This is a genomic window from Variovorax sp. S12S4 (assembly GCF_023195515.1).
GTDB lineage: Bacteria > Pseudomonadota > Gammaproteobacteria > Burkholderiales > Burkholderiaceae_C > Variovorax.
The window spans coordinates 1,274,544-1,291,553 of sequence record NZ_JALPKR020000002.1; the positions used below are offsets into that span (position 1 = coordinate 1,274,544).

General features: G+C 67.7%; 18 protein-coding genes and 1 pseudogene. 7 read left to right on the forward strand and 12 right to left on the reverse strand.

Annotated elements, in window-relative coordinates; translation table 11 throughout:
* Nucleotides 1-12 precede the first annotated feature (12 nt).
* The 6 genes and pseudogenes from lipB to M0765_RS06560 all read left to right on the forward strand — a co-directional run.
* Entirely contained in the window at nucleotides 13-714 is a 702-nt protein-coding gene (gene lipB, locus M0765_RS06535; RefSeq protein ID WP_258502668.1) for a lipoyl(octanoyl) transferase LipB, read from the forward strand.
* Between the two features lie 7 nt (nucleotides 715-721).
* Nucleotides 722-1,705 (forward strand): lipoyl synthase, encoded by a 984-nt coding sequence (gene lipA / locus M0765_RS06540; protein ID WP_258502670.1) that lies wholly within the window; start codon nucleotides 722-724, stop codon nucleotides 1,703-1,705.
* A 131-nt stretch (nucleotides 1,706-1,836) separates the two neighbouring features.
* A complete protein-coding gene (locus tag M0765_RS06545) occupies nucleotides 1,837-3,369 on the forward strand; it encodes a class I adenylate-forming enzyme family protein (protein ID WP_258502671.1) in 1,533 nt (510 codons plus the stop codon).
* Nucleotides 3,350-4,480: an SLC13 family permease gene (locus tag M0765_RS06550; protein ID WP_258502672.1), complete on the forward strand. Its 1,131-nt coding sequence runs from the start codon at nucleotides 3,350-3,352 to the stop codon at nucleotides 4,478-4,480. The genes M0765_RS06545 and M0765_RS06550 overlap by 20 nt, the downstream gene beginning before the upstream one ends.
* 35 nt (nucleotides 4,481-4,515) lie before the next feature.
* Nucleotides 4,516-5,232 (forward strand): AraC family transcriptional regulator, encoded by a 717-nt coding sequence (locus M0765_RS06555; RefSeq protein ID WP_258502674.1) that lies wholly within the window; start codon nucleotides 4,516-4,518, stop codon nucleotides 5,230-5,232.
* A gap of 74 nt (nucleotides 5,233-5,306) precedes the next feature.
* Nucleotides 5,307-6,155, forward strand: a pseudogene (locus M0765_RS06560) (DMT family transporter); the annotation flags it as partial.
* Nucleotides 6,156-6,561: 406 nt separating this feature from the next.
* On the opposite strand, the gene M0765_RS06565 reads toward M0765_RS06560, so the two are convergent.
* The 11 genes from M0765_RS06565 to M0765_RS06615 all read right to left on the reverse strand — a co-directional run bounded on the left by M0765_RS06565 (nucleotide 6,562) and on the right by M0765_RS06615 (nucleotide 15,926).
* Complete coding sequence (locus tag M0765_RS06565; protein WP_258502676.1) at nucleotides 6,562-7,605, reverse strand: NADP-dependent oxidoreductase; 1,044 nt, start codon at nucleotides 7,603-7,605, stop codon at nucleotides 6,562-6,564.
* Nucleotides 7,606-7,708: 103 nt separating this feature from the next.
* Nucleotides 7,709-9,103 (reverse strand): HAMP domain-containing sensor histidine kinase, encoded by a 1,395-nt coding sequence (locus M0765_RS06570; RefSeq protein ID WP_258502678.1) that lies wholly within the window; start codon nucleotides 9,101-9,103, stop codon nucleotides 7,709-7,711.
* On the reverse strand, nucleotides 9,100-9,801 hold the full coding sequence (locus M0765_RS06575; protein WP_258508149.1) for a response regulator transcription factor: 702 nt from the start codon (nucleotides 9,799-9,801) through the stop codon (nucleotides 9,100-9,102). The genes M0765_RS06570 and M0765_RS06575 overlap by 4 nt, the downstream gene beginning before the upstream one ends.
* A 118-nt stretch (nucleotides 9,802-9,919) precedes the next feature.
* Nucleotides 9,920-10,312, reverse strand: a complete 393-nt coding sequence (locus tag M0765_RS06580) for a DUF4260 domain-containing protein (protein WP_258502680.1) — start codon at nucleotides 10,310-10,312, stop codon at nucleotides 9,920-9,922.
* A 93-nt stretch (nucleotides 10,313-10,405) separates the two neighbouring features.
* Nucleotides 10,406-10,873 (reverse strand): Spy/CpxP family protein refolding chaperone, encoded by a 468-nt coding sequence (locus M0765_RS06585; RefSeq protein WP_258502682.1) that lies wholly within the window; start codon nucleotides 10,871-10,873, stop codon nucleotides 10,406-10,408.
* Nucleotides 10,874-10,916: 43 nt separating this feature from the next.
* A complete protein-coding gene (locus M0765_RS06590; RefSeq protein ID WP_258502683.1) occupies nucleotides 10,917-11,288 on the reverse strand; it encodes a DUF4148 domain-containing protein in 372 nt (123 codons plus the stop codon).
* Nucleotides 11,289-11,426: 138 nt separating this feature from the next.
* Nucleotides 11,427-13,223, reverse strand: coding sequence for a phosphoenolpyruvate--protein phosphotransferase (gene ptsP, locus M0765_RS06595; RefSeq protein ID WP_258502685.1), 1,797 nt, complete (start codon nucleotides 13,221-13,223; stop codon nucleotides 11,427-11,429).
* A 184-nt stretch (nucleotides 13,224-13,407) separates the two neighbouring features.
* Nucleotides 13,408-13,677, reverse strand: coding sequence for an HPr family phosphocarrier protein (locus M0765_RS06600; RefSeq protein ID WP_258502687.1), 270 nt, complete (start codon nucleotides 13,675-13,677; stop codon nucleotides 13,408-13,410).
* Nucleotides 13,646-14,101, reverse strand: a complete 456-nt coding sequence (locus M0765_RS06605) for a PTS sugar transporter subunit IIA (protein WP_258502688.1) — start codon at nucleotides 14,099-14,101, stop codon at nucleotides 13,646-13,648. Before M0765_RS06605 ends, M0765_RS06600 begins: the two co-directional genes overlap by 32 nt.
* Complete coding sequence (locus M0765_RS06610) at nucleotides 14,098-15,366, reverse strand: MFS transporter (RefSeq protein ID WP_258508150.1); 1,269 nt, start codon at nucleotides 15,364-15,366, stop codon at nucleotides 14,098-14,100. The genes M0765_RS06605 and M0765_RS06610 overlap by 4 nt, the downstream gene beginning before the upstream one ends.
* Nucleotides 15,367-15,380: 14 nt before the next feature.
* Nucleotides 15,381-15,926: a hypothetical protein gene (locus tag M0765_RS06615; RefSeq protein ID WP_258502689.1), complete on the reverse strand. Its 546-nt coding sequence runs from the start codon at nucleotides 15,924-15,926 to the stop codon at nucleotides 15,381-15,383.
* A gap of 90 nt (nucleotides 15,927-16,016) precedes the next feature.
* Between M0765_RS06615 and M0765_RS06620 the strand changes: the two genes are divergently transcribed.
* Nucleotides 16,017-16,514, forward strand: a complete 498-nt coding sequence (locus M0765_RS06620; protein WP_157616203.1) for a TlpA disulfide reductase family protein — start codon at nucleotides 16,017-16,019, stop codon at nucleotides 16,512-16,514.
* Between the two features lie 3 nt (nucleotides 16,515-16,517).
* Here M0765_RS06620 and M0765_RS06625 read toward each other — a convergent pair whose 3' ends face one another.
* Nucleotides 16,518-16,964, reverse strand: coding sequence for a c-type cytochrome (locus M0765_RS06625; RefSeq protein ID WP_258502692.1), 447 nt, complete (start codon nucleotides 16,962-16,964; stop codon nucleotides 16,518-16,520).
* Nucleotides 16,965-17,010 lie beyond the last annotated feature (46 nt).

The window sequence follows — 17,010 nt, forward strand, 5'->3', positions numbered from 1 at the left end:
ACCAAGGCGCTGATGACGGTCGCAGAACACGCACCCGCCACCGCCATTGCCGCGCAATGGCTGGGTCGCGTCGGCTATGCCGAGACCTTCGAGGCAATGAAGCGGTTCACGCTCGAACGCGAGGCTGAAACGCCCGATGCGCTATGGATGTGCGAGCACGCGCCCGTGTTCACGCAAGGCATCGCAGGCAAGCAGGACCACATCCTGAACCCAGGCGACATTCCGGTGGTGCAGACCGACAGGGGCGGGCAGGTCACCTTCCACGGCCCGGGCCAGGTGGTGGGCTACCCGCTCATCGACCTGCGCCGCGCGGGCTACTTCGTGAAGGAATACGTCTACCGCATCGAGGAATCGGTGCTGCGCACGCTGGCGCATTTCGGCGTGACCGGACACCGCGTGGCGGGCGCGCCGGGCATCTACGTGCGGCTGGACGACCCGTTCTCCCATGCCGCGCTGACCGGCCCGCTGCCCGCGGCCGACCCGTTTCGGGGCCTGGGCAAGATCGCGGCGCTGGGCATCAAGGTGAGCCGCCACGCCACCTACCACGGCGTGGCGCTCAACGTTGAAATGGACCTCGAACCCTTCTCGCGAATCAACCCTTGCGGCTACGCAGGGTTGCAAACGGTCGATCTTTCTACAATCGGGGTCCAAACCACATGGGAAGACGCTGCCCGGGTCCTGAGCCAGAAGCTCACCACCTATCTGGCGCCCTAGCAATCCAATGAGCACCACCGAAGTCGTCCGCGACGCGCAAAGCGCCGAAAACTACAACCCGCTGGCCAAGCAGAAGGCCGCGGCCAAGCTCTCGCGCATCCCCGTCAAGGTGGTGCATCAGGGCGAAGTGCTCAAGAAGCCCGAGTGGATTCGCGTGAAGGCCGGCAGCCCCACCACCCGGTTCTACGAAATCAAGCAGATCCTGCGCGAAAGCAACCTGCACACGGTCTGCGAAGAAGCCTCGTGCCCGAACATCGGCGAATGCTTCGGCAACGGCACGGCCACCTTCATGATCATGGGCGACAAGTGCACGCGCCGCTGCCCGTTCTGCGACGTGGGCCACGGCCGCCCAGATCCGCTCGACAAGGACGAGCCGCTCAACCTTGCCAAGACCATCGCCAAGCTGCGCCTGAAGTACGTGGTGATCACCAGCGTCGACCGCGACGACCTGCGCGACGGCGGCAGCCAGCATTTCGTCGATTGCATCAAGAACATCCGCGAGCTCTCGCCGATGACGCAGATCGAGATCCTGGTGCCCGACTTCCGCGGCCGCGACGACCGCGCGCTCGAGATCCTGAAGGCCGCGCCGCCGGACGTGATGAACCACAACCTCGAGACCGCGCCGCGCCTTTATAAAGAAGCGCGCCCCGGCAGCGACTACCAGTTCAGCCTGAACCTTCTCAAGAAGTTCAAGGCGCTGCACCCTAACGTGCCGACCAAGAGCGGCATCATGGTGGGCCTGGGCGAAACCGACGAAGAGATCCTGCAGGTGATGCGCGACATGCGCGCCCACGGCATCGACATGCTGACCATCGGCCAGTACCTGTCGCCGTCGGGCTCGCACCTGCCGGTGCGCCGCTACGTGCACCCGGACACCTTCAAGATGTTCGAGGAAGAGGCCTACAAGATGGGCTTCAGCCATGCGGCGGTTGGCGCGATGGTGCGCTCCAGCTACCACGCGGACCAGCAGGCCCACGCCGCCGGGGTTTAACAATTGATGCGGCCGCGGCGGCAAGCAGTCCGTCGCGTGCAGCTCACCCGGTCCGGCGCTTCTTCGCTATCCTGCCGTCTGGCCAAGACGAAGGATCGATTTTGCAAACGCACCCCGCCATCCAAGCCGCGATGGAACGCGATTTCGGCGCCATTGCCGACCTGGTTCGCCTCCATGCGCAACACACGCCCGACCGCCCCGCCCTTGCGGACGCCCATCGCACACTGAACTACGGCGCGCTCGATGCACTGATGGACCGCATCGCGGCCAGCCTGCAGCAGGGCGGCTTGAAGCCCGGCGACGCCATCGCGGTCTGCGCGGCTTCGTCGGTGAACTACGCGGCGGTCTTTCTCGGGGCGTTGCGTGCGGGTGTGGCGGTCGCGCCGCTCGCGCCCGGCTCCACGCCGGCCAGCCTGGCCCGAATGATCGAAGACGCGGACGCGCGCATTCTTTTCACCGACGCCGCGGCGGCCGAGGTTGTCGGCCCGGCCAAGGATGGCGGCATTCCGCGCGTGGCGCTCGACGGCTCCGCCGCCGGCCAAAGCCTGGAGAGCTGGCTGGCACCCATGGGCGCACGGCCCACCGGCGTCGAGACGCAGCCTTCCTGGCCCTTCAACATCATCTATTCCTCGGGCACCACCGGCGAGCCCAAGGGCATCGTGCAGGGCCACGGCATGCGCTGGGCCCATGTGCAGCGCGGTGCCAAGTACGAGTACGGCGCCGACACGGTCACGCTGCTGTCGACTCCGCTGTATTCGAACACCACGCTGGTGGTGTTCTTTCCCACCATCGCCTTTGGTGGCTGCGTGGTGCTGATGCCGAAGTTCGACGCGCTCGGCTATCTGCAGCTGGCCGAGCAGCGCCGCGTGACGCACACCATGCTGGTGCCGGTGCAATATCAGCGGCTGATGGCGCATCCGCGCTTCGACGCGCACGATCTCTCGTCGTTCCGCTTCAAGTTCAGCACCAGCGCGCCCTTCAACGCCGCGCTCAAGGCCGACGTGCTCGAGCGCTGGCCGGGCGGGCTGATCGAGTTCTACGGCATGACCGAGGGCGGCGGCACCTGCATCCTGGAAGCGCACCTCAACCCCGACAAGCTTCACACCGTGGGCCGCCCGGCCGAGGGAAGCGACGTCCGGCTGATCGACGAAGACGGCCATGAAATCCCGCGCGGCAACACCGAGCTGGCCGGCGAGGTGGTGGGGCATTCGGCCGGCATGATGACCGGCTACCACCGCCAGCCCGCCAAGACACGCGAAGCCGAATGGTTCGACGACACCGGCAAGCGCTTCATCCGCACGGGCGACGTGGGCCGCTTCGATGCCGATGGCTTCCTGACGCTGTTCGATCGCAAGAAGGACATGATCATCAGCGGCGGTTTCAACATCTACCCGAGCGATCTCGAAACCGTGGTGCGCGGCCATGCGGCGGTGGCCGACGTGGCCGTGGTGGGCGTGCCTTCCGAGCAGTGGGGCGAGACGCCGGTGGCCTTCGTGGTGCGCCGCGAGGGTAACGACACCACTGAGGCCGCGCTGCTGCAATGGACCAACGACCAGCTCGGCAAGACGCAGCGCCTGGCGCGCCTGCATTTCATCGACGAGCTTCCGCGCAGCGCGATCGGCAAGGTGCTCAAGCGCGAGTTGCGTGACCTCGTCGGCCGCTGAAGCCAAGGCAACGCCGCCGGGCGAACAGGGCGGCGGCAACGGCCTGCTGTGGGTGCTGGTCGCCGTGGCGGTGGCGTTCGCCTTCCTGCGCCCGCGCGCGCCGATGGACTGGCTGCGGCTGGTCGACTGGGAGACCGTGGGCGCGCTTGCGGGGCTGCTGGCCATTACGCAGGGGGTGGAAAAAAGCGGCATGCTGCAGGCCACCGCGCAGCGCCTGCTCGCGCGCACGCACAACCAGCGCAGCCTTGCGCTGCTGCTGACCGCGAGCGCGGCCTTTCTCTCGGCGCTGGTGACCAACGACGTGAGCCTGTTCCTGCTGGTGCCGCTCACGCGGGTGCTCGCCAACCAGGCGCACCTGCCGCTCGCGCGGCTCGTGGTGCTGGAGGCGCTGGCGGTGAATGCGGGCTCGGCGCTCACGCCCATCGGCAATCCGCAGAACCTTTATCTCTGGCACCGTTCGGGCGAGAGCTTCTTCGCCTTCATGGCCATGATGGGGCCGACGGTGGCGGTGATGCTGTTCTGGCTCTTCGTGGCCGTGTGGCTGCTGGTGCCGCGCACGCCCATAGCGCTCAAGCCCGAGGCCGAGGCCACGCCGGTGCAGCCGCGCCTGCTGGCATTGGCGGGCGTGCTGTTCGTCGGCTTCGTCGTCGCGCTCGACCGGCACTGGCTGCTGGCGGGCCTGGGCATGGTGTTCGGCGTGTTCCTGCTCGCGTATCCGCGCGTGCTGCGCGGCATCGACTGGGCGCTGCTTGCGATCATCGCGCTGATGTTCGTGGACCTGCGCCAGCTGGCCGAGCTGCCCGCCGTGGTGGCCCTGCTGAATCATTGGCCGATTACCGAAGGATGGCGCGCCTACCTTGCCGCCATTGCCGCGTCGCAGCTCATCAGCAACGTGCCGGCCGCCATCCTGCTCGACGGCCATGTGCGCGATCTGCCGGCACTCGCCGCCGGGGTGAGCGTGGGCGGCTTCGGGTGCGTGCTGGGTTCGCTGGCGAACCTGATCGCGCTGCGGCTCGCCCGTGTGCCGCACGGCCTGCGCGAGTTTCACCGCATCAGCATTCCGTTCCTGCTGGTGTGCGCGGCTTCGGCGCTGCTGCTGCGGCTGGGGTGACAGCCGCCACGGTGCGGAAGACAATTCGACGGCCCATGCAAACGCCAACAGTACGCCCCCACGCAGAACCGGGCAGCCTTTCGCTGCGCGACTACGGAGACTCGCGCGGCAGCCACGCGCATGACCATTTCCAGGTGCTGATCGGCCTGGCGGGCGTGCTCGAACTCGAAGTGGAAGGCCGCGGAGCCCGCGTCGGCGCCGGCGAGTCGCACGTGGTGGTGCCCGGTGACCGGCACGACTTTGAATCCCGCGGCGGCAGCCAGTGCCTCATTCTCGATACCCACCAGCCACAGTGGGCGCGCTGCGCAGGGCGCCCACCGGTGGATGCGTCGCGGCTGCATGCCTTGGCAAAGTACCTCGCGCAATGCGCGCAGCATCCGTACGCGTCCGCCTTGGCCCTGCAGCACGGCCCTGCGCTGCTGCTGGAAGCTTGGGGAGCGGCAGCGCCGGCCCACGGTCGCGGCCGCGCCATCGACTGGACCGCGCTCGCGGCCTGGGCCCGTGCTCGCTGGCATGAGCCGCTGGGCGTCGCCGATCTCGCACGCGTGGCGTGCCTGAGTCCGAGCCAGTTCGCGCAGCGCTGCCGCGACGAGCAAGGCATGAGCGCGATGCACTGGCTGCGCGCGATGCGGCTCGCGCATGCGCGCGAGCTGCGGCTGGCCGGCGTGGGCGTGGCCGAAACGGCGCGCCGCACGGGCTACCGTTCGCCCTCCGCGCTCACCGCGGCATTGCGCAGGCTTGGCAGCTTCTAAGCCGCACCGAAGATCGTCGCCGCGCGACGATGCACCGGCGCTGCGCGACGACCGGGCCGCTTAAGCTCGGAGCGATGTCTCCCACGCTCCTCGCCCTGATCGCCATCGCGCTATGGGCCACGCTCGCTTCGCTGGGCACGGCGCTTTCGCACCTGCCGCCCTTCCTGCTCACAGGCCTTGCTCTGATCATCGGCAGCATTCCGAGCTGGCCGCTGGTGCTGCGCGACCGCAACGCCTGGCGCGTGCCGCCGCGCACGCTGGCGCTGGGCATCTATGGCCTGTTCGGCTTTCACTTCCTGCTGTTCATCGCGTTGCGGCATGCCCCGCCGGTCGAAGCCAATCTGGTGAACTACCTGTGGCCGCTCTTCATGGTGGTGCTCGCGCCGGTGCTGCTGCCAGGCATGTCGCTGCGGCCGCTGCATGTGGTGGCCGCCTTGCTGGGCTTCGCGGGCGCCGCCATTGCGATTCTCGGCGCCCGCGAAGGCGCCGCTTCCACCTCGGGCGCCGCGGGGCAGTACTGGGGCTTTCCGCCGGCGCTGGGCTCGGCTTTCATCTGGGCCAGCTATTCGCTGTGGACCAAGCGCGTGGCGGCCTTCCCCACCTCGGCCATCGGCCTGTTCGGCCTGGTCTCGGGCGTGCTGTCGCTGGCTTGCCATGCGCTGCTCGAAGCCTCGATCGTGCTCTCCGCCAAGGACTGGCTGCTGGTCGCGCTGTGCGGCCTGGGCCCGCTCGGTGCGGCCTTCTTCGTCTGGGACATGGCGCTCAAGCGCGGGGATGCGCGGCAGATCGGCATCCTGAGCTACATCACGCCGCTGGGCTCCACCGCGCTGCTGCTGGCGGTGACGGGACGCCCGCTCACCTGGAGCATCGCGCTGGCCGCGGCGCTGATCATCTCGGCCGCGGTGATGGGCACACGCGCGCGTGAATACGTCCGCGTCCGACGGATTGGCGCCGTTTTTATGGCTAGAGTGGAAGCTCCGGAAAAAAGGAGCCCACCCATGGACAACAAGAACAACAACGAAAATTTCGAGATCACCCCCAAGCTGGTGTTCGACCTGAACCTGGCGCTGTACCTCGACCTGGTGGCCGCGCTCCAAGGCGCGGGCGCCATCACCTACCGGCAGATGGCGGCCCGGGTGCTCAACATCAGCATGGACGCCCGCGCAGACGGCGAGACCGGTCTCTCGACGGTGCTCGAAGGCATTGCCAAGGGCTTTGCCGGGCACGGCGATGGCCTGTCGATCGAAACACTGAAGGCCGCCCGGGGCCTGCGCGAAGACGAGGCGATGGGCGACATTCCGATGCGGCCCAGCGAGCCCTGAGTCCTGCTCAGTCTTCCGCCACCTGCAGCACCAGCTTGCCGAAGTTCTCCCCGGCAAACAGCTTGTTGAGCGACTCGGGGAAGGTGTCGAGCCCCTTCACGATGTCTTCCTTGCTCTTCATGCGGCCGTCCTTCAGGTAGCCGGCGAGTTCCGCCACGGCAATGTGGAACCGGTCGGCATAGTCGAACACCACAATGCCTTCCATGCGCGCGCGGTTCACCAGCAGGCTCAGGTAGTTCCTGGGGCCGGCGCCCGGCATGCTGTTGGCATTGTTGTACTGGCTGATGGCGCCGCAGATGATCACGCGGGCCTTGCGCGCGAGCCGCGCCAGCACCGCGTCGAGGATTTCTCCGCCCACGTTGTCGAAATAGATGTCGACGCCCTTCGGGCAATGCGTCTTGAGGCCTTCGCGCACCGCACCCGCGCCGGCCTTGTAGTCGATGCAGGCGTCGAAGCCCAGCTCTTTCACCACCCAGTCGCACTTGGCGGCACCGCCGGCAATGCCGACCACGCGGCAACCCTTGATCTTGGCCAACTGGCCCACCGTCTGCCCCACGGCGCCGGCCGCGCCGGAGACCACCACGGTTTCGCCCGGCTTGGGCTGGCCCACGTCCATCAGGCCGAAGTAGCCGGTCATCCCCGGCATGCCGAGCACGTTGAGCCATTGGGTGATGGTGCCGACATTCAGGTCGATCTTCACAAGGCCGTTGCGCTTGATCTGGTCCTGCGGAATCAGGATGTATTCCTGCACGCCGAGCGTGCCGTAGACCGCATCGCCCACCGCGAATTGCGGGTTCTTCGAGGCGACCACGCGGCCGACGCCCCCGGCGCGCATCACTTCGTCGATGGCCACGGGTGCGATGTAGCTCTTGGCGTCGTTGAGCCAGCCGCGCATGGCCGGGTCGAGGGACAGCGACAGCGTCTTGACCAGCACGCCGCCTTCGGCCGGCTCACCGACGGGTTCGGTCGTGAACTTCCAGTTCTCGCGCGTGGCCGCGCCTTCGGGGCGCTTGGCAAGACGAACCTGATGGTTGGTAAGTGGGCTGCTCATGGTGTCTCCTGGATTGACGGGGGCGCTGGCACGGAGGCGCATCGTAGCTCCGCACTTCGCGCCACTTGGTAGCGCAGGCGACACCAGAAGTGCCGTTGGCGAACTAGAGCCGGACGACGATCTGCAGACCCGGATGCGCGTTGCGCACGGTCAATGTGCCGCCATGCGCCTCGGCAATCAGCCGGCACAGGTACATGCCCAGCCCCACGCCGCCGGTGGCCCGCGCCCGCGCGCCGTCGGTGCGGTAGAAGGGCTCGGTGAGCCGCTCGACCTGCGCTTCGTCGACGCCGGGGCCGTAGTCCCGCACCTCGAGCTCAACACCCTGCACCTTGCCGTCCACCACGGCCCGCAGCGACACGCACGGCGGCCGCGGCGCACCGGAGCTGTAGCGCAAGGCGTTGTCCAGCAGGTTGCGCACCAGCAGGCGTATGCGCATGCGGTCGATGCCATGCGGCGGCAGGCCTTCCGCCAGGTCGAGATGCACGTTCTGCGCGCCGGCCATTTCGGCCACGATTTCGCGCACCAGCACGGCCAGGTCGACCGGCTCGCGCTGCAGCGCCACATGCGGACTTGCGAGGCGCTCGCTTTCGAGCAGGTCGCTGATCAGGTCGCGCATCTCGTTCAGGTCGCGAAGAAGCGCCTCGCGCTCGGCCGCTCCTTCGGGCGTGGCCGGCAGCAGCTCGGCATTGAGCCGGGCGCGCGTGAGCGGCGATCGCAGTTCATGGCTGAGCGCGAGCAACAGGCCGCGCTTGGCGTCGAGCATGGCCTGGATGTCGTCGGCCATGGTGTTGATGCGCTCCGCAAGGTCGCCAAGGTCGTCGTTCCGGCGCACGGGAATGGGCTGCGTGAACTCGCCGCGGCCAAAGCGCTGCGCGCCCTCGCGGATATCGATCAGCGGCCGCAGCAGGCGGCTCACATAGGCATAGCCCAACACCACAAGCAGCAGCAGCGCGCCGAGCGTGGCCCAGGCCACGGCACGCGGCGCGAGCTTCCAGAGCTTGGGCGCCCAGCCGAAGATCACGCGGTGGCCGTCGGCCGTGGGACGGATGAACCACTTGTCGTTCCACGGCTCCTCGTCGCGGTCATGCATCCAGCCGCCGCGGCCGTTGCTGCCGCCGGGGTTGGAGTCCCAGTTGACCGTGGGCCCCACGATGCGGATGGTGATGGGCAGCCGGGCCACCAGCGCCTCCGCGCGCGCAATGTCGGGCGGCGTGCCGATCTCGGCGACGAGCCGGTCGGCATAGTCCACCAGCATCGGCTTGGCGGCCTCGGCCCATCCGGTGGAGAAGGATCTCTTCATGCCCCCCATGAACACCACGGCCATGACCAGCGCCAGCAGCACGAACATCATCACGAGACGGATGCGCAGCGAGCGGCGCCAGCGGCGCTTGCCCTGCACCTTCTCGTGCCACTGCTCGTGCCATTGCCTGCGCAGCTCGGCGCGGCGGCAAGTCATTTCGCGCCAGGCGTTGCGCAAGCCTCCCTTGCGAGCCCTCATGCGGGCTCGCTGCGCGCCACGGCTAGCGCATAGCCGGCGTTGCGAAGCGTCTTGATGCAGTCCAGCGGCTCGAGCTTCTTGCGCAGGCGGCTCACCACGATGTCGACCGCGCGCGTGTACAGCTCGGCTTCGTGGCCGCGAAGCCGGTTCAGGATGTCGTCGCGGCTGAACACCTTGCCGGGCTCGGCCGCGAGCAGCGCGAGCAGTTCGAATTCGGTGCCGGTCAGCTCGACGCGCTCGCCATGGCGCAGCACCTGGCGCCGGTCGAGGTCGATCGACAGGCCGTCGAACACGCGGTGCTGCGTGCCGTTGCCGTTAGGCGCAGCAGGCGTCGTGCTGCGCTGGCGCCGCAGGATGGTCTGCACGCGCGCCACCAGTTCGCGCGGCTCGAAGGGCTTGGGCACGTAGTCGTCGGCGCCGAGCTCCAGGCCGACCACCCGGTCCATCACCTCGCCGCGCGCGGTGAGCATCACGATGGGAATGTCGTTTTCCTTGCGGATCTCGCGGCACAGTGCAAAGCCGTCCATCTCGGGGAGCATCACATCGAGGATCGCCGCGTCGTAGTGGCCGGCTCGCAGCATGGCCAAGCCTTCGCTCGGCCGGGCGGCACTTTCGAGCGTGCAGCCGAAGCGTGCGAAGTAGGTGGTCAGCGGCGCGGCGAGGTGTTCGTCGTCGTCGATCAGCAGGATGCGCGGCATGGCGGGATTGTGCCTCCTGGCGAACAATTGGCTGACGATCAGGCCGGCGGGCATCGCACCGCCGCTGTCGTCGTTTCTGTTTTCATTGCCAACGGTGGTGCGCGCCATCGTGCGTGCCTCACCACGGGTCGGCCCGCCCGATGCGGCCCAGGTGCGTGGCGCCAAAGTCGGAGCCGTACTTGAGCCCGTAGCCGAGCGCCCGGTCCAGGCCGATGTGCGTGCACCAGATCAGGCCGCCGGCCACGGCCCAGGGCATTGCGGCCAGCACGCCGAGCACCAGCAATGCCACCGCGCCGGCGTACGAATGGGCCGCGTTGTAGAGCGCCGCGCCCACGCGCGGGCCCGCAAGGTAGCCGAGCACCGCGAGGTCGGGCGCGAGCAGCAACAGTGCGAACATGCCCCAGCCCACGCCGAACTGCGCATAGGCCGCCACCGCCGCGGCCAGCACGACCGCGCCTTCGAGCCGCAGCAGGGTGCGCACACCGCCCGAGACCGCTTGTTCGCGAGACACCGTGGAACCGGCTTCGCCGGTCCACAGAGGCCGCCCCTGGAAAGGGGCTGGCGAGGCGACACGAAGTGCGCGAAGCCCGGGGATGAATCGAGTTCAGCCACGATGGCCCCAGCGGCGGCCGCCGCGATCCATGAAGTCGCGCACCTTCTGCTGCTGCGCGGCGTTCAGGCTGTCGAAGAAATCAGCGGCGGCGGCAATGATTTCCGGGCTGCCGTTGCGCACGGCCGTGGTCTTCTCGTCGACGAGCCGCGCGGCACCGGCCTGGTCGAGCTTGTTGCCCGCAAACAGCGCCTTGAACTGCGAACGCGGATCGCCCGCGCCGCCTGCCCCGCGCATGGCTTGGCGCTGCGCCTGCAGCTTCTCCGCCAGCACGGTGAGCTTCTGCTTTTGCGTAGCGTCGAGTTCCAGCTTGCTGCCGACACGCTCGACCATCTTGGTGCGGAACTCGGTGCTGTCGCCGCTGCCCCAGCCGTGCCGATGGCCGCCGCAGCCGGCAATGCTGCCGGCCACAACTGCAAGGCCGGCAAAACCGAAGAGAGTGCGTTTGATCCAGTGTTTCATGATGTTCCTTGCGGGCCCCAGGGGATGCCCTGCGGGCGGGGTCTTAAAGCTTGTTGCTGTTGCCGGCGGCTGCGGCACGGGCGTCGACCGGGTTCTGCAGCGTGGAGATGACCTTGCTGTTCACGCGCGAGCCCGAGGTCACGTTCTGGTCGGGCGCGGCGGCGGTGCGCATGGCTTCGAAGACAACGCCGGCGCGGTCCCTCGACGTGGCCATGGTCTCGGCGCCGCGCGAGCCGCGCACCACGTTCTGGTCGGGTGCCGAAGCCGTGCGCATGGCTTCGGCGTTGACTTCGGCGCGGCTCTTGGCCGAGGCGAGCGGCTGGACGCCTTCGTAGGTTTCAGCCTTGGCGCCGGCGGCGGCGAGCAAAGCGAAGGAGCCGACGGTCACGATTTGGGTGAGGGAGAGAGCTTTCATGTTCAGGCCTTTCTGTTGTGGAAGAGGAGACCTGATGGTGCTTGCCGCGGCGCGACAAGTCCTTTCACTGCCGTTTCGGCGTGTTTCGTTTTATTTCTCTTCAGGCCCCTGCCTTTGAGCGAATTGAAGCCGGAAGAACTAGTTTCCAGCGAGAACCGACGCCGGATCGTCCGACTCGAGCACGCTCTTGGCCCACGCTTCGAGCTTGCCGGTGTCGGCACGCAGCACTTCCTGCTTGACGGCGAGGATGCGCGAGGGATGCATCGAGAAGCTGCGCAAGCCAAGGCCGAGCAGCAGCCGCGTGAAGGCCACGTCGCCGGCCATTTCGCCGCACACGGCCACGCCCTTGCCCTGGCGGCGGCATTCGGCAATGGTGTCGGCCACGAGCTTCAGCACCGCGGGGTGTGCAGGATCGTAGAGATGGGCCACGGCCTCGTCGGCGCGGTCGATGGCCAGCGTGTACTGGATCAGGTCGTTGGTGCCGATCGACAGGAAGTCGAAGTACTTGAGAAAGGTCTTGAGCGTGAGCGCGGCGGCAGGAATCTCGATCATCGCGCCGAGCTTGACCTTGCCGTACACGGCGCCGCGGCTGTCGAGCTCGGTGCGCGCGAACTCGATCAGCGACAGCGTCTGGCGGATCTCGCTGGCATGGGCGAGCATGGGAATCAGCAGGTGGATTTCGCCGTGCGCCGCCGCACGAAGAATGGCGCGCAACTGCGTGAGGAACATCGCCGGATCGGCCAGGCTCCACCGAATGGCGCGCAAGCCCAGCGCAGGGTTCAGGTGCTCCTGCTTGATGCCCGCCTTGCCGTCGAGCGGCTTGTCGGCGCCCACGTCGATGGTGCGAATGGTGACCGGCATACCCTGCATGCCTTCCACTGCGCGCTTATAGGCTTGGTATTGCTCTTCTTCGTCGGGCAGCCGGGTCTGGCGCTGCGACTCGCGGCCCATGAACAGGAACTCGCTGCGAAACAGTCCGACGCCGACCGCGCCAGCCTTCATGGCGCCGGCCGTGTCCTCGGGCATCTCGATGTTGGCGAGCAGCTCGACGCGCTGGCCGTCGAGGGTGACCGCGGGCTTGTGACGCAGGCGCGCGAGCCGGCCGCGCTCGAGGTCGCCCTGGCGCTGCTTGAAGCCGTACTCCGCAAGAATGATGGGCGAAGGGTCGACGATCACCACGCCCGCATCGCCGTCGATGATCACCCAGTCGTCCTGGCGCACCAGCTGGCTTGCGGTGCGCGCGCCCACCACGGCCGGAATGTCCATGCTGCGCGCGACGATGGCGGTGTGCGAGGTGCGCCCGCCCACGTCGGTCACGAAGCCTGCGAACACGCTCTTCTTGAACTGGAGCATGTCGGCCGGTGACAGGTCGTGCGCAATCAGCACCAGCGGCGCGTCGATGCCGTCGGCCGCGGTGGGATCGTCGTCGTCCTCGGCGGCGGGGCGCTTGCGGCGCGGCGGGCTTGGCGCGAGCACCGCGGCCGTGCCCTTCATGCGGTGCAGCAGCCGCTCGACCACCTGCTCGAGGTCGGCCTTGCGCTCGCGCAGGTACTCGTCCTCCATCTCGTCGAACTGGCGCGCGATGATTTCGAGCTGCGTGGTCAGCGCCCACTCGGCGTTGTAGAGGCGATCGGTAATCCAGTGCTTCACGCCACCGGTGAGCGCCTCGTCCTGCAGCAGCATCTGGTGCACTTCGAGTAGCGCCGCAAGCTCGTGCGGCGCGTCGTTGGGGCCCATCTGCGCGACGCTGGTCTGCAGCTTGGCGAGCTCGTCGGCCACGGCGTTGCGCGCCGTGCGGACACGATCGATCTCGGTCTCGATCTCTTCGGGCTTGATGAAGTAGTGGGCCACGTCGATGCGGCTCGACACCACCAGCACCGCGCGGCCGATGGCAATGCCACGGGCGACGGGAAGGCCGTGGACTGCGAAGGTCATGGGAGCTGGCCGAAGGTTACCGGCCGCCGCCGGGCCGCCTCAAGGCGGCCGAGCCCCTCAGGGGCAGCGGCGACGCGCAGTGTGGAGCGTGGGGGCCACATCGGCCGCCGCCGGGCCGCCCCAAGGCGGCCGAGCCCCCTCGGGGGGCAGCGACGACACGCAGTGCGGAGCGTGGGGGCCACATTCATTCGCCTTCGCCGAACTTGTCGTTCATCAGCTGGACGATGGCGTCCATCGCCTCCTCTTCCTGCTGGCCGTTGGTCTCGAGCTCGACGGTCGAGCCCAGCCCGGCGGCGAGCATCATGACGCCCATGATGCTCTTGGCATTGATGCGGCGGTCGCCGCGCGAGAGCCACACCTCGCAGGGAAAGCTGCCTGCGAGTTTGGTGAGCTTGGCGGATGCGCGTGCATGCAAGCCCAGCTTATTGCTGATGGTCACGGATTTCTTGATCACTGTGCTTTCTCTTCGCCTGGTTCTGGGGTGCGGCCACGGCCACCTGCATGACGCCGGCGGTGCCGCCCGCGATGGCGCGCTGCACCAGCGTTTCGAGCGGCTCGTGGCGATAGGTTACCGCCCGCAGCAGCATCGGCAGGTTGACGCCCGCCACCAGCCGCGAGCGGACACCGTCCACCAGCTTCTGGGCCACGTTGCAAGGGGTTGCGCCGAATACGTCGGCCAGCACCAGCACCTGCGAGCGAGGCGCGCTGAGCTGCTGTTCGAGCGTGATGCGGGCCGCGGCCAGCGTTTCTTCGGGCGACACGTTGGGCAGCACGTCGAGCGCAACCACGGCCTGCTCGCAATCAGGGAACACATGCAGCGCGCACCGCCGCAGCGCCTGCGCGAACGGTGAGTGGGCAATGATGAGAATGCTGTTCATGCGGGTCCGGGAACTACGCGCCGATTATGCGGGGGCGCCCAAAGGAAGTAGGTATACGACATAACGCAGCAGGCCAGGAAAACGGCCAAGGCCGCGCGGAAGGAGCCGACGATGTCGAGCCCGGCGCGGGCAAACAGGTCGATCAGCAAGCCGATGCCCCACTGCACGACGAATACACCTGCGAAAACCACCAGGTTGTAGGCCGACAGCGCACGCCCCGCGAGGGCGGGAGGCAAGGCAAGGGCCACGGCGGGCTGGGCCAGCGTGACCACCGTGGAAATGCACAGGAAGCAGATCCAGGCGACGGTGCCCGCGGCGGGGCCAGCTATCAAAACAAGAGCAAGTGCGAGCATCGCGAGCGGCATGCCCCAAGTCAAAAGCCGGGTCGCCGGAATGCCGCGATGCACGAGCCTTGGATTGGTCACGCCCCAGAGCCAGTAGGTGGCGAGTAGCGCGATGCTGATCCAGAACAGGGCGCCGGCCGCCTCTTGCGGCGTGTAGCCGGCCACGCGGGTGAGCCAGGGCACCACCCACAGCGTCTGCATGGCGACGAACCCGCCGTAGTTGAAGAAACCGACTGGCGCGAGCTTGCGGAAAAACGGGTCGTGCCACACGGCGGCGTATCCGCCTTGCGCCGATTCACTGCCTTTGGCCCCCTCTTCGCGGGCATCGGCGGCGCTCTCGCCCTGCCAGGCAGGCGCAGCCCAGGCAATCAGCGCCATCGACGCCACGATGCCCGCCGCCAGCAGCCAGAACAGCGGCCGCCATCCCAGCAGCGGCATCAGCCATTGCACCGGAAGCGTGGCGCCGACGAGGCCGAAGGAGCCCACCATCAGCATCCACGAGTTGCTGCGCAGCTGCATTGGCGGGGTCAGCCAGCGGCGGTAGCCGGTGAGCGGCGCCATCAGGCAGGCGCTCACGCCGACACCGGTCAGCACGCGTGCGGCGAGCAGCAGCGGGAAATTGGTCGCCGCGGAAAACAGCAGGCAGCCGATGACCGCGACGGCCAGGAAGCAGACGATCACGCGCTTCGGGCCGTGCCGGTCGAGCCAGGTGCCCATGGGAAGCTGCGTGAAGGCAAAACCCAGGAAGTAGCCGCCGGCCAGCAGGCCGAGATCGCGCGATTCGAGTTCGAACTCGGCGGTGAGCGTCGGCGAAAGCGTGGCGGTGATGGCACGCACCAGCGTCGAAAAGAAGTAGGCGACGGCAAAGGCCAGGAAAACGGTGGCAATCCGCCGCCGTCCGGCGAGCAGGCCGCCGTTCAGAGAGCTCGCTGCGTTCACGGAAGACGCAGGCCGTCGAAGAAGGTGGCCGCCGCGTCGGGCGCGGTGGGCCGCCCGAGCACCGTGGCCTGGTAGAGCGAAACACGGCCGTCCTTTTGCGATTGGGCAAACCAGAGAACCTGGACCCGTGCGGCGCCCTGTTGCGGGGGCTGGGCGTCGAGCCTTACCGGTGCGGGCGACGCGGTGGCGCGTTTCAGCGTTGCCGGCGCTTCCGTCACCTGCGCATTGCCCAACTGGCTCCGGGTGGCCGCGCGCCATGCAGTGAGCCAGGTCTCGGCCTGCTCGGGACTGCCGGCGGATGCATGGGCAATGGCAAAGGTTGCGCCGCCCGCTTCACAGCCCGCCATGTCGACCTGCACGGACTCGGCGCCAAGGGGCAAGGCGCGATGGGCGCGATCTGGCTTGCAGGGCAGCAGCGCGACCAGGCCGGCGTCGGCAATCGGCGTCTCGCGCCAGTTGAAGGTCGGGCTGCAGGCAGCAAGCGCAACGGCGGCGGTGGCTGCGAACAGCGCAGGCCAGGGGCGGGGAACGGGCGACGGCATCGGAAAGCGATTATCGAGCCGCTCGAGGCAGGCTCCAGCGCGATCGGCCCGGCGGAACTAAAATCGCGCCGCCCTCCTCTTTCAGTTGCCATGAAAAAATACATCGCCGCCGCAGCAGTCGTCCTTGCACTGGCCGCCGGCGTGGGCGTGTACTTCGGCTCCGGCGCCACGGCGGCACCGGCATCGACCTTCGTGCTGCTCGACGGCAGCAAGAAGAGCACCGACGACCTGAAGGGCAAGGTCACCCTGGTCAACTTCTGGGCCACGAGCTGCGTGACCTGCGTGGCAGAAATGCCGAAGGTCATCGCGACCTACGACAAGTACAAGTCAAAGGGTTATGACACACTGGCCGTGGCCATGAGCTACGACCCGCCGAGCTACGTCGTCAACTTTGCCGAAACGCGCAAGCTGCCGTTCAAGGTGGCCATCGACAACACCGGCAGCGTGGCGCAGGCCTGGGGCGACGTGAAGCTCACGCCCACCACCTACCTGGTCAACAAGAAGGGTGAAATCGTGAAGCGCTACGTGGGCGAGCCCGATTTCGCCGAGCTCCACAAGCTGATCGAGAAATTGCTCGCGGAGGCTTGAAGCTCACTGGTTGCGGAAGCTGTCGTGGCAGGCCTTGCAGCTGCCGGCGGTGGTGCCGAACTGGGCCTTGAGCGCGTCGATATTGCCGGCCTTGGCGGCGACCGCCAGTTTGCCGGTTTCGGCAACCATCTTGTCCTGGTGTTCCTTGAACTTGGCGGTTTCCTTCCAGACCTCGGGCTTGCTCTTGCCGCCCTCGGTGCCGGCGCCAAATGCGGCCCAAGGCAGCTTGGCCATTTCGGCCACGATGTCGGCATTGGCCGCTGCGGCCGCCGCGTCGAACGGAACACGCCCATTGGCCATGGCGCCGATGCGGCTGAAATGCTGGCCCATCACGAACAACGCGCTCTGGCGGTACTTGATGGCGTCCTCAGGCTTGGCGAACTGGGCCGAGGCCGGCAGGGAAATCGCGGCGCAGACAGCGGCCAGCGCAAACGAAGCAAGTCGAATCATCGGGGGTCCTTGTAGTTGGTTCGGCACCGCCGACAGCGGCGCCGCG

Excerpts from the sequence above, each read along its gene's own strand:
- M0765_RS06570 (WP_258502678.1), bottom strand. The coding sequence starts at position 9,103 with ATGAGGGCTCGCAAGGGAGGCTTGCGCAACGCCTGGCGCGAAATGACT.
- M0765_RS06605 (WP_258502688.1), bottom strand. The coding sequence starts at position 14,101 with ATGAACAGCATTCTCATCATTGCCCACTCACCGTTCGCGCAGGCGCTG.
- M0765_RS06555 (WP_258502674.1), top strand. The coding sequence starts at position 4,516 with ATGCAAACGCCAACAGTACGCCCCCACGCAGAACCGGGCAGCCTTTCG.
- M0765_RS06545 (WP_258502671.1), top strand. The coding sequence starts at position 1,837 with ATGGAACGCGATTTCGGCGCCATTGCCGACCTGGTTCGCCTCCATGCG.
- M0765_RS06615 (WP_258502689.1), bottom strand. The coding sequence starts at position 15,926 with ATGCCGTCGCCCGTTCCCCGCCCCTGGCCTGCGCTGTTCGCAGCCACC.
- M0765_RS06585 (WP_258502682.1), bottom strand. The coding sequence starts at position 10,873 with ATGAAACACTGGATCAAACGCACTCTCTTCGGTTTTGCCGGCCTTGCA.
- M0765_RS06625 (WP_258502692.1), bottom strand. The coding sequence starts at position 16,964 with ATGATTCGACTTGCTTCGTTTGCGCTGGCCGCTGTCTGCGCCGCGATT.
- M0765_RS06565 (WP_258502676.1), bottom strand. The coding sequence starts at position 7,605 with ATGAGCAGCCCACTTACCAACCATCAGGTTCGTCTTGCCAAGCGCCCC.
- M0765_RS06590 (WP_258502683.1), bottom strand. The coding sequence starts at position 11,288 with ATGAAAGCTCTCTCCCTCACCCAAATCGTGACCGTCGGCTCCTTCGCT.
- lipB (WP_258502668.1), top strand. The coding sequence starts at position 13 with ATGACGGTCGCAGAACACGCACCCGCCACCGCCATTGCCGCGCAATGG.
- lipA (WP_258502670.1), top strand. The coding sequence starts at position 722 with ATGAGCACCACCGAAGTCGTCCGCGACGCGCAAAGCGCCGAAAACTAC.
- M0765_RS06575 (WP_258508149.1), bottom strand. The coding sequence starts at position 9,801 with ATGCCGCGCATCCTGCTGATCGACGACGACGAACACCTCGCCGCGCCG.
- ptsP (WP_258502685.1), bottom strand. The coding sequence starts at position 13,223 with ATGACCTTCGCAGTCCACGGCCTTCCCGTCGCCCGTGGCATTGCCATC.
- M0765_RS06620 (WP_157616203.1), top strand. The coding sequence starts at position 16,017 with ATGAAAAAATACATCGCCGCCGCAGCAGTCGTCCTTGCACTGGCCGCC.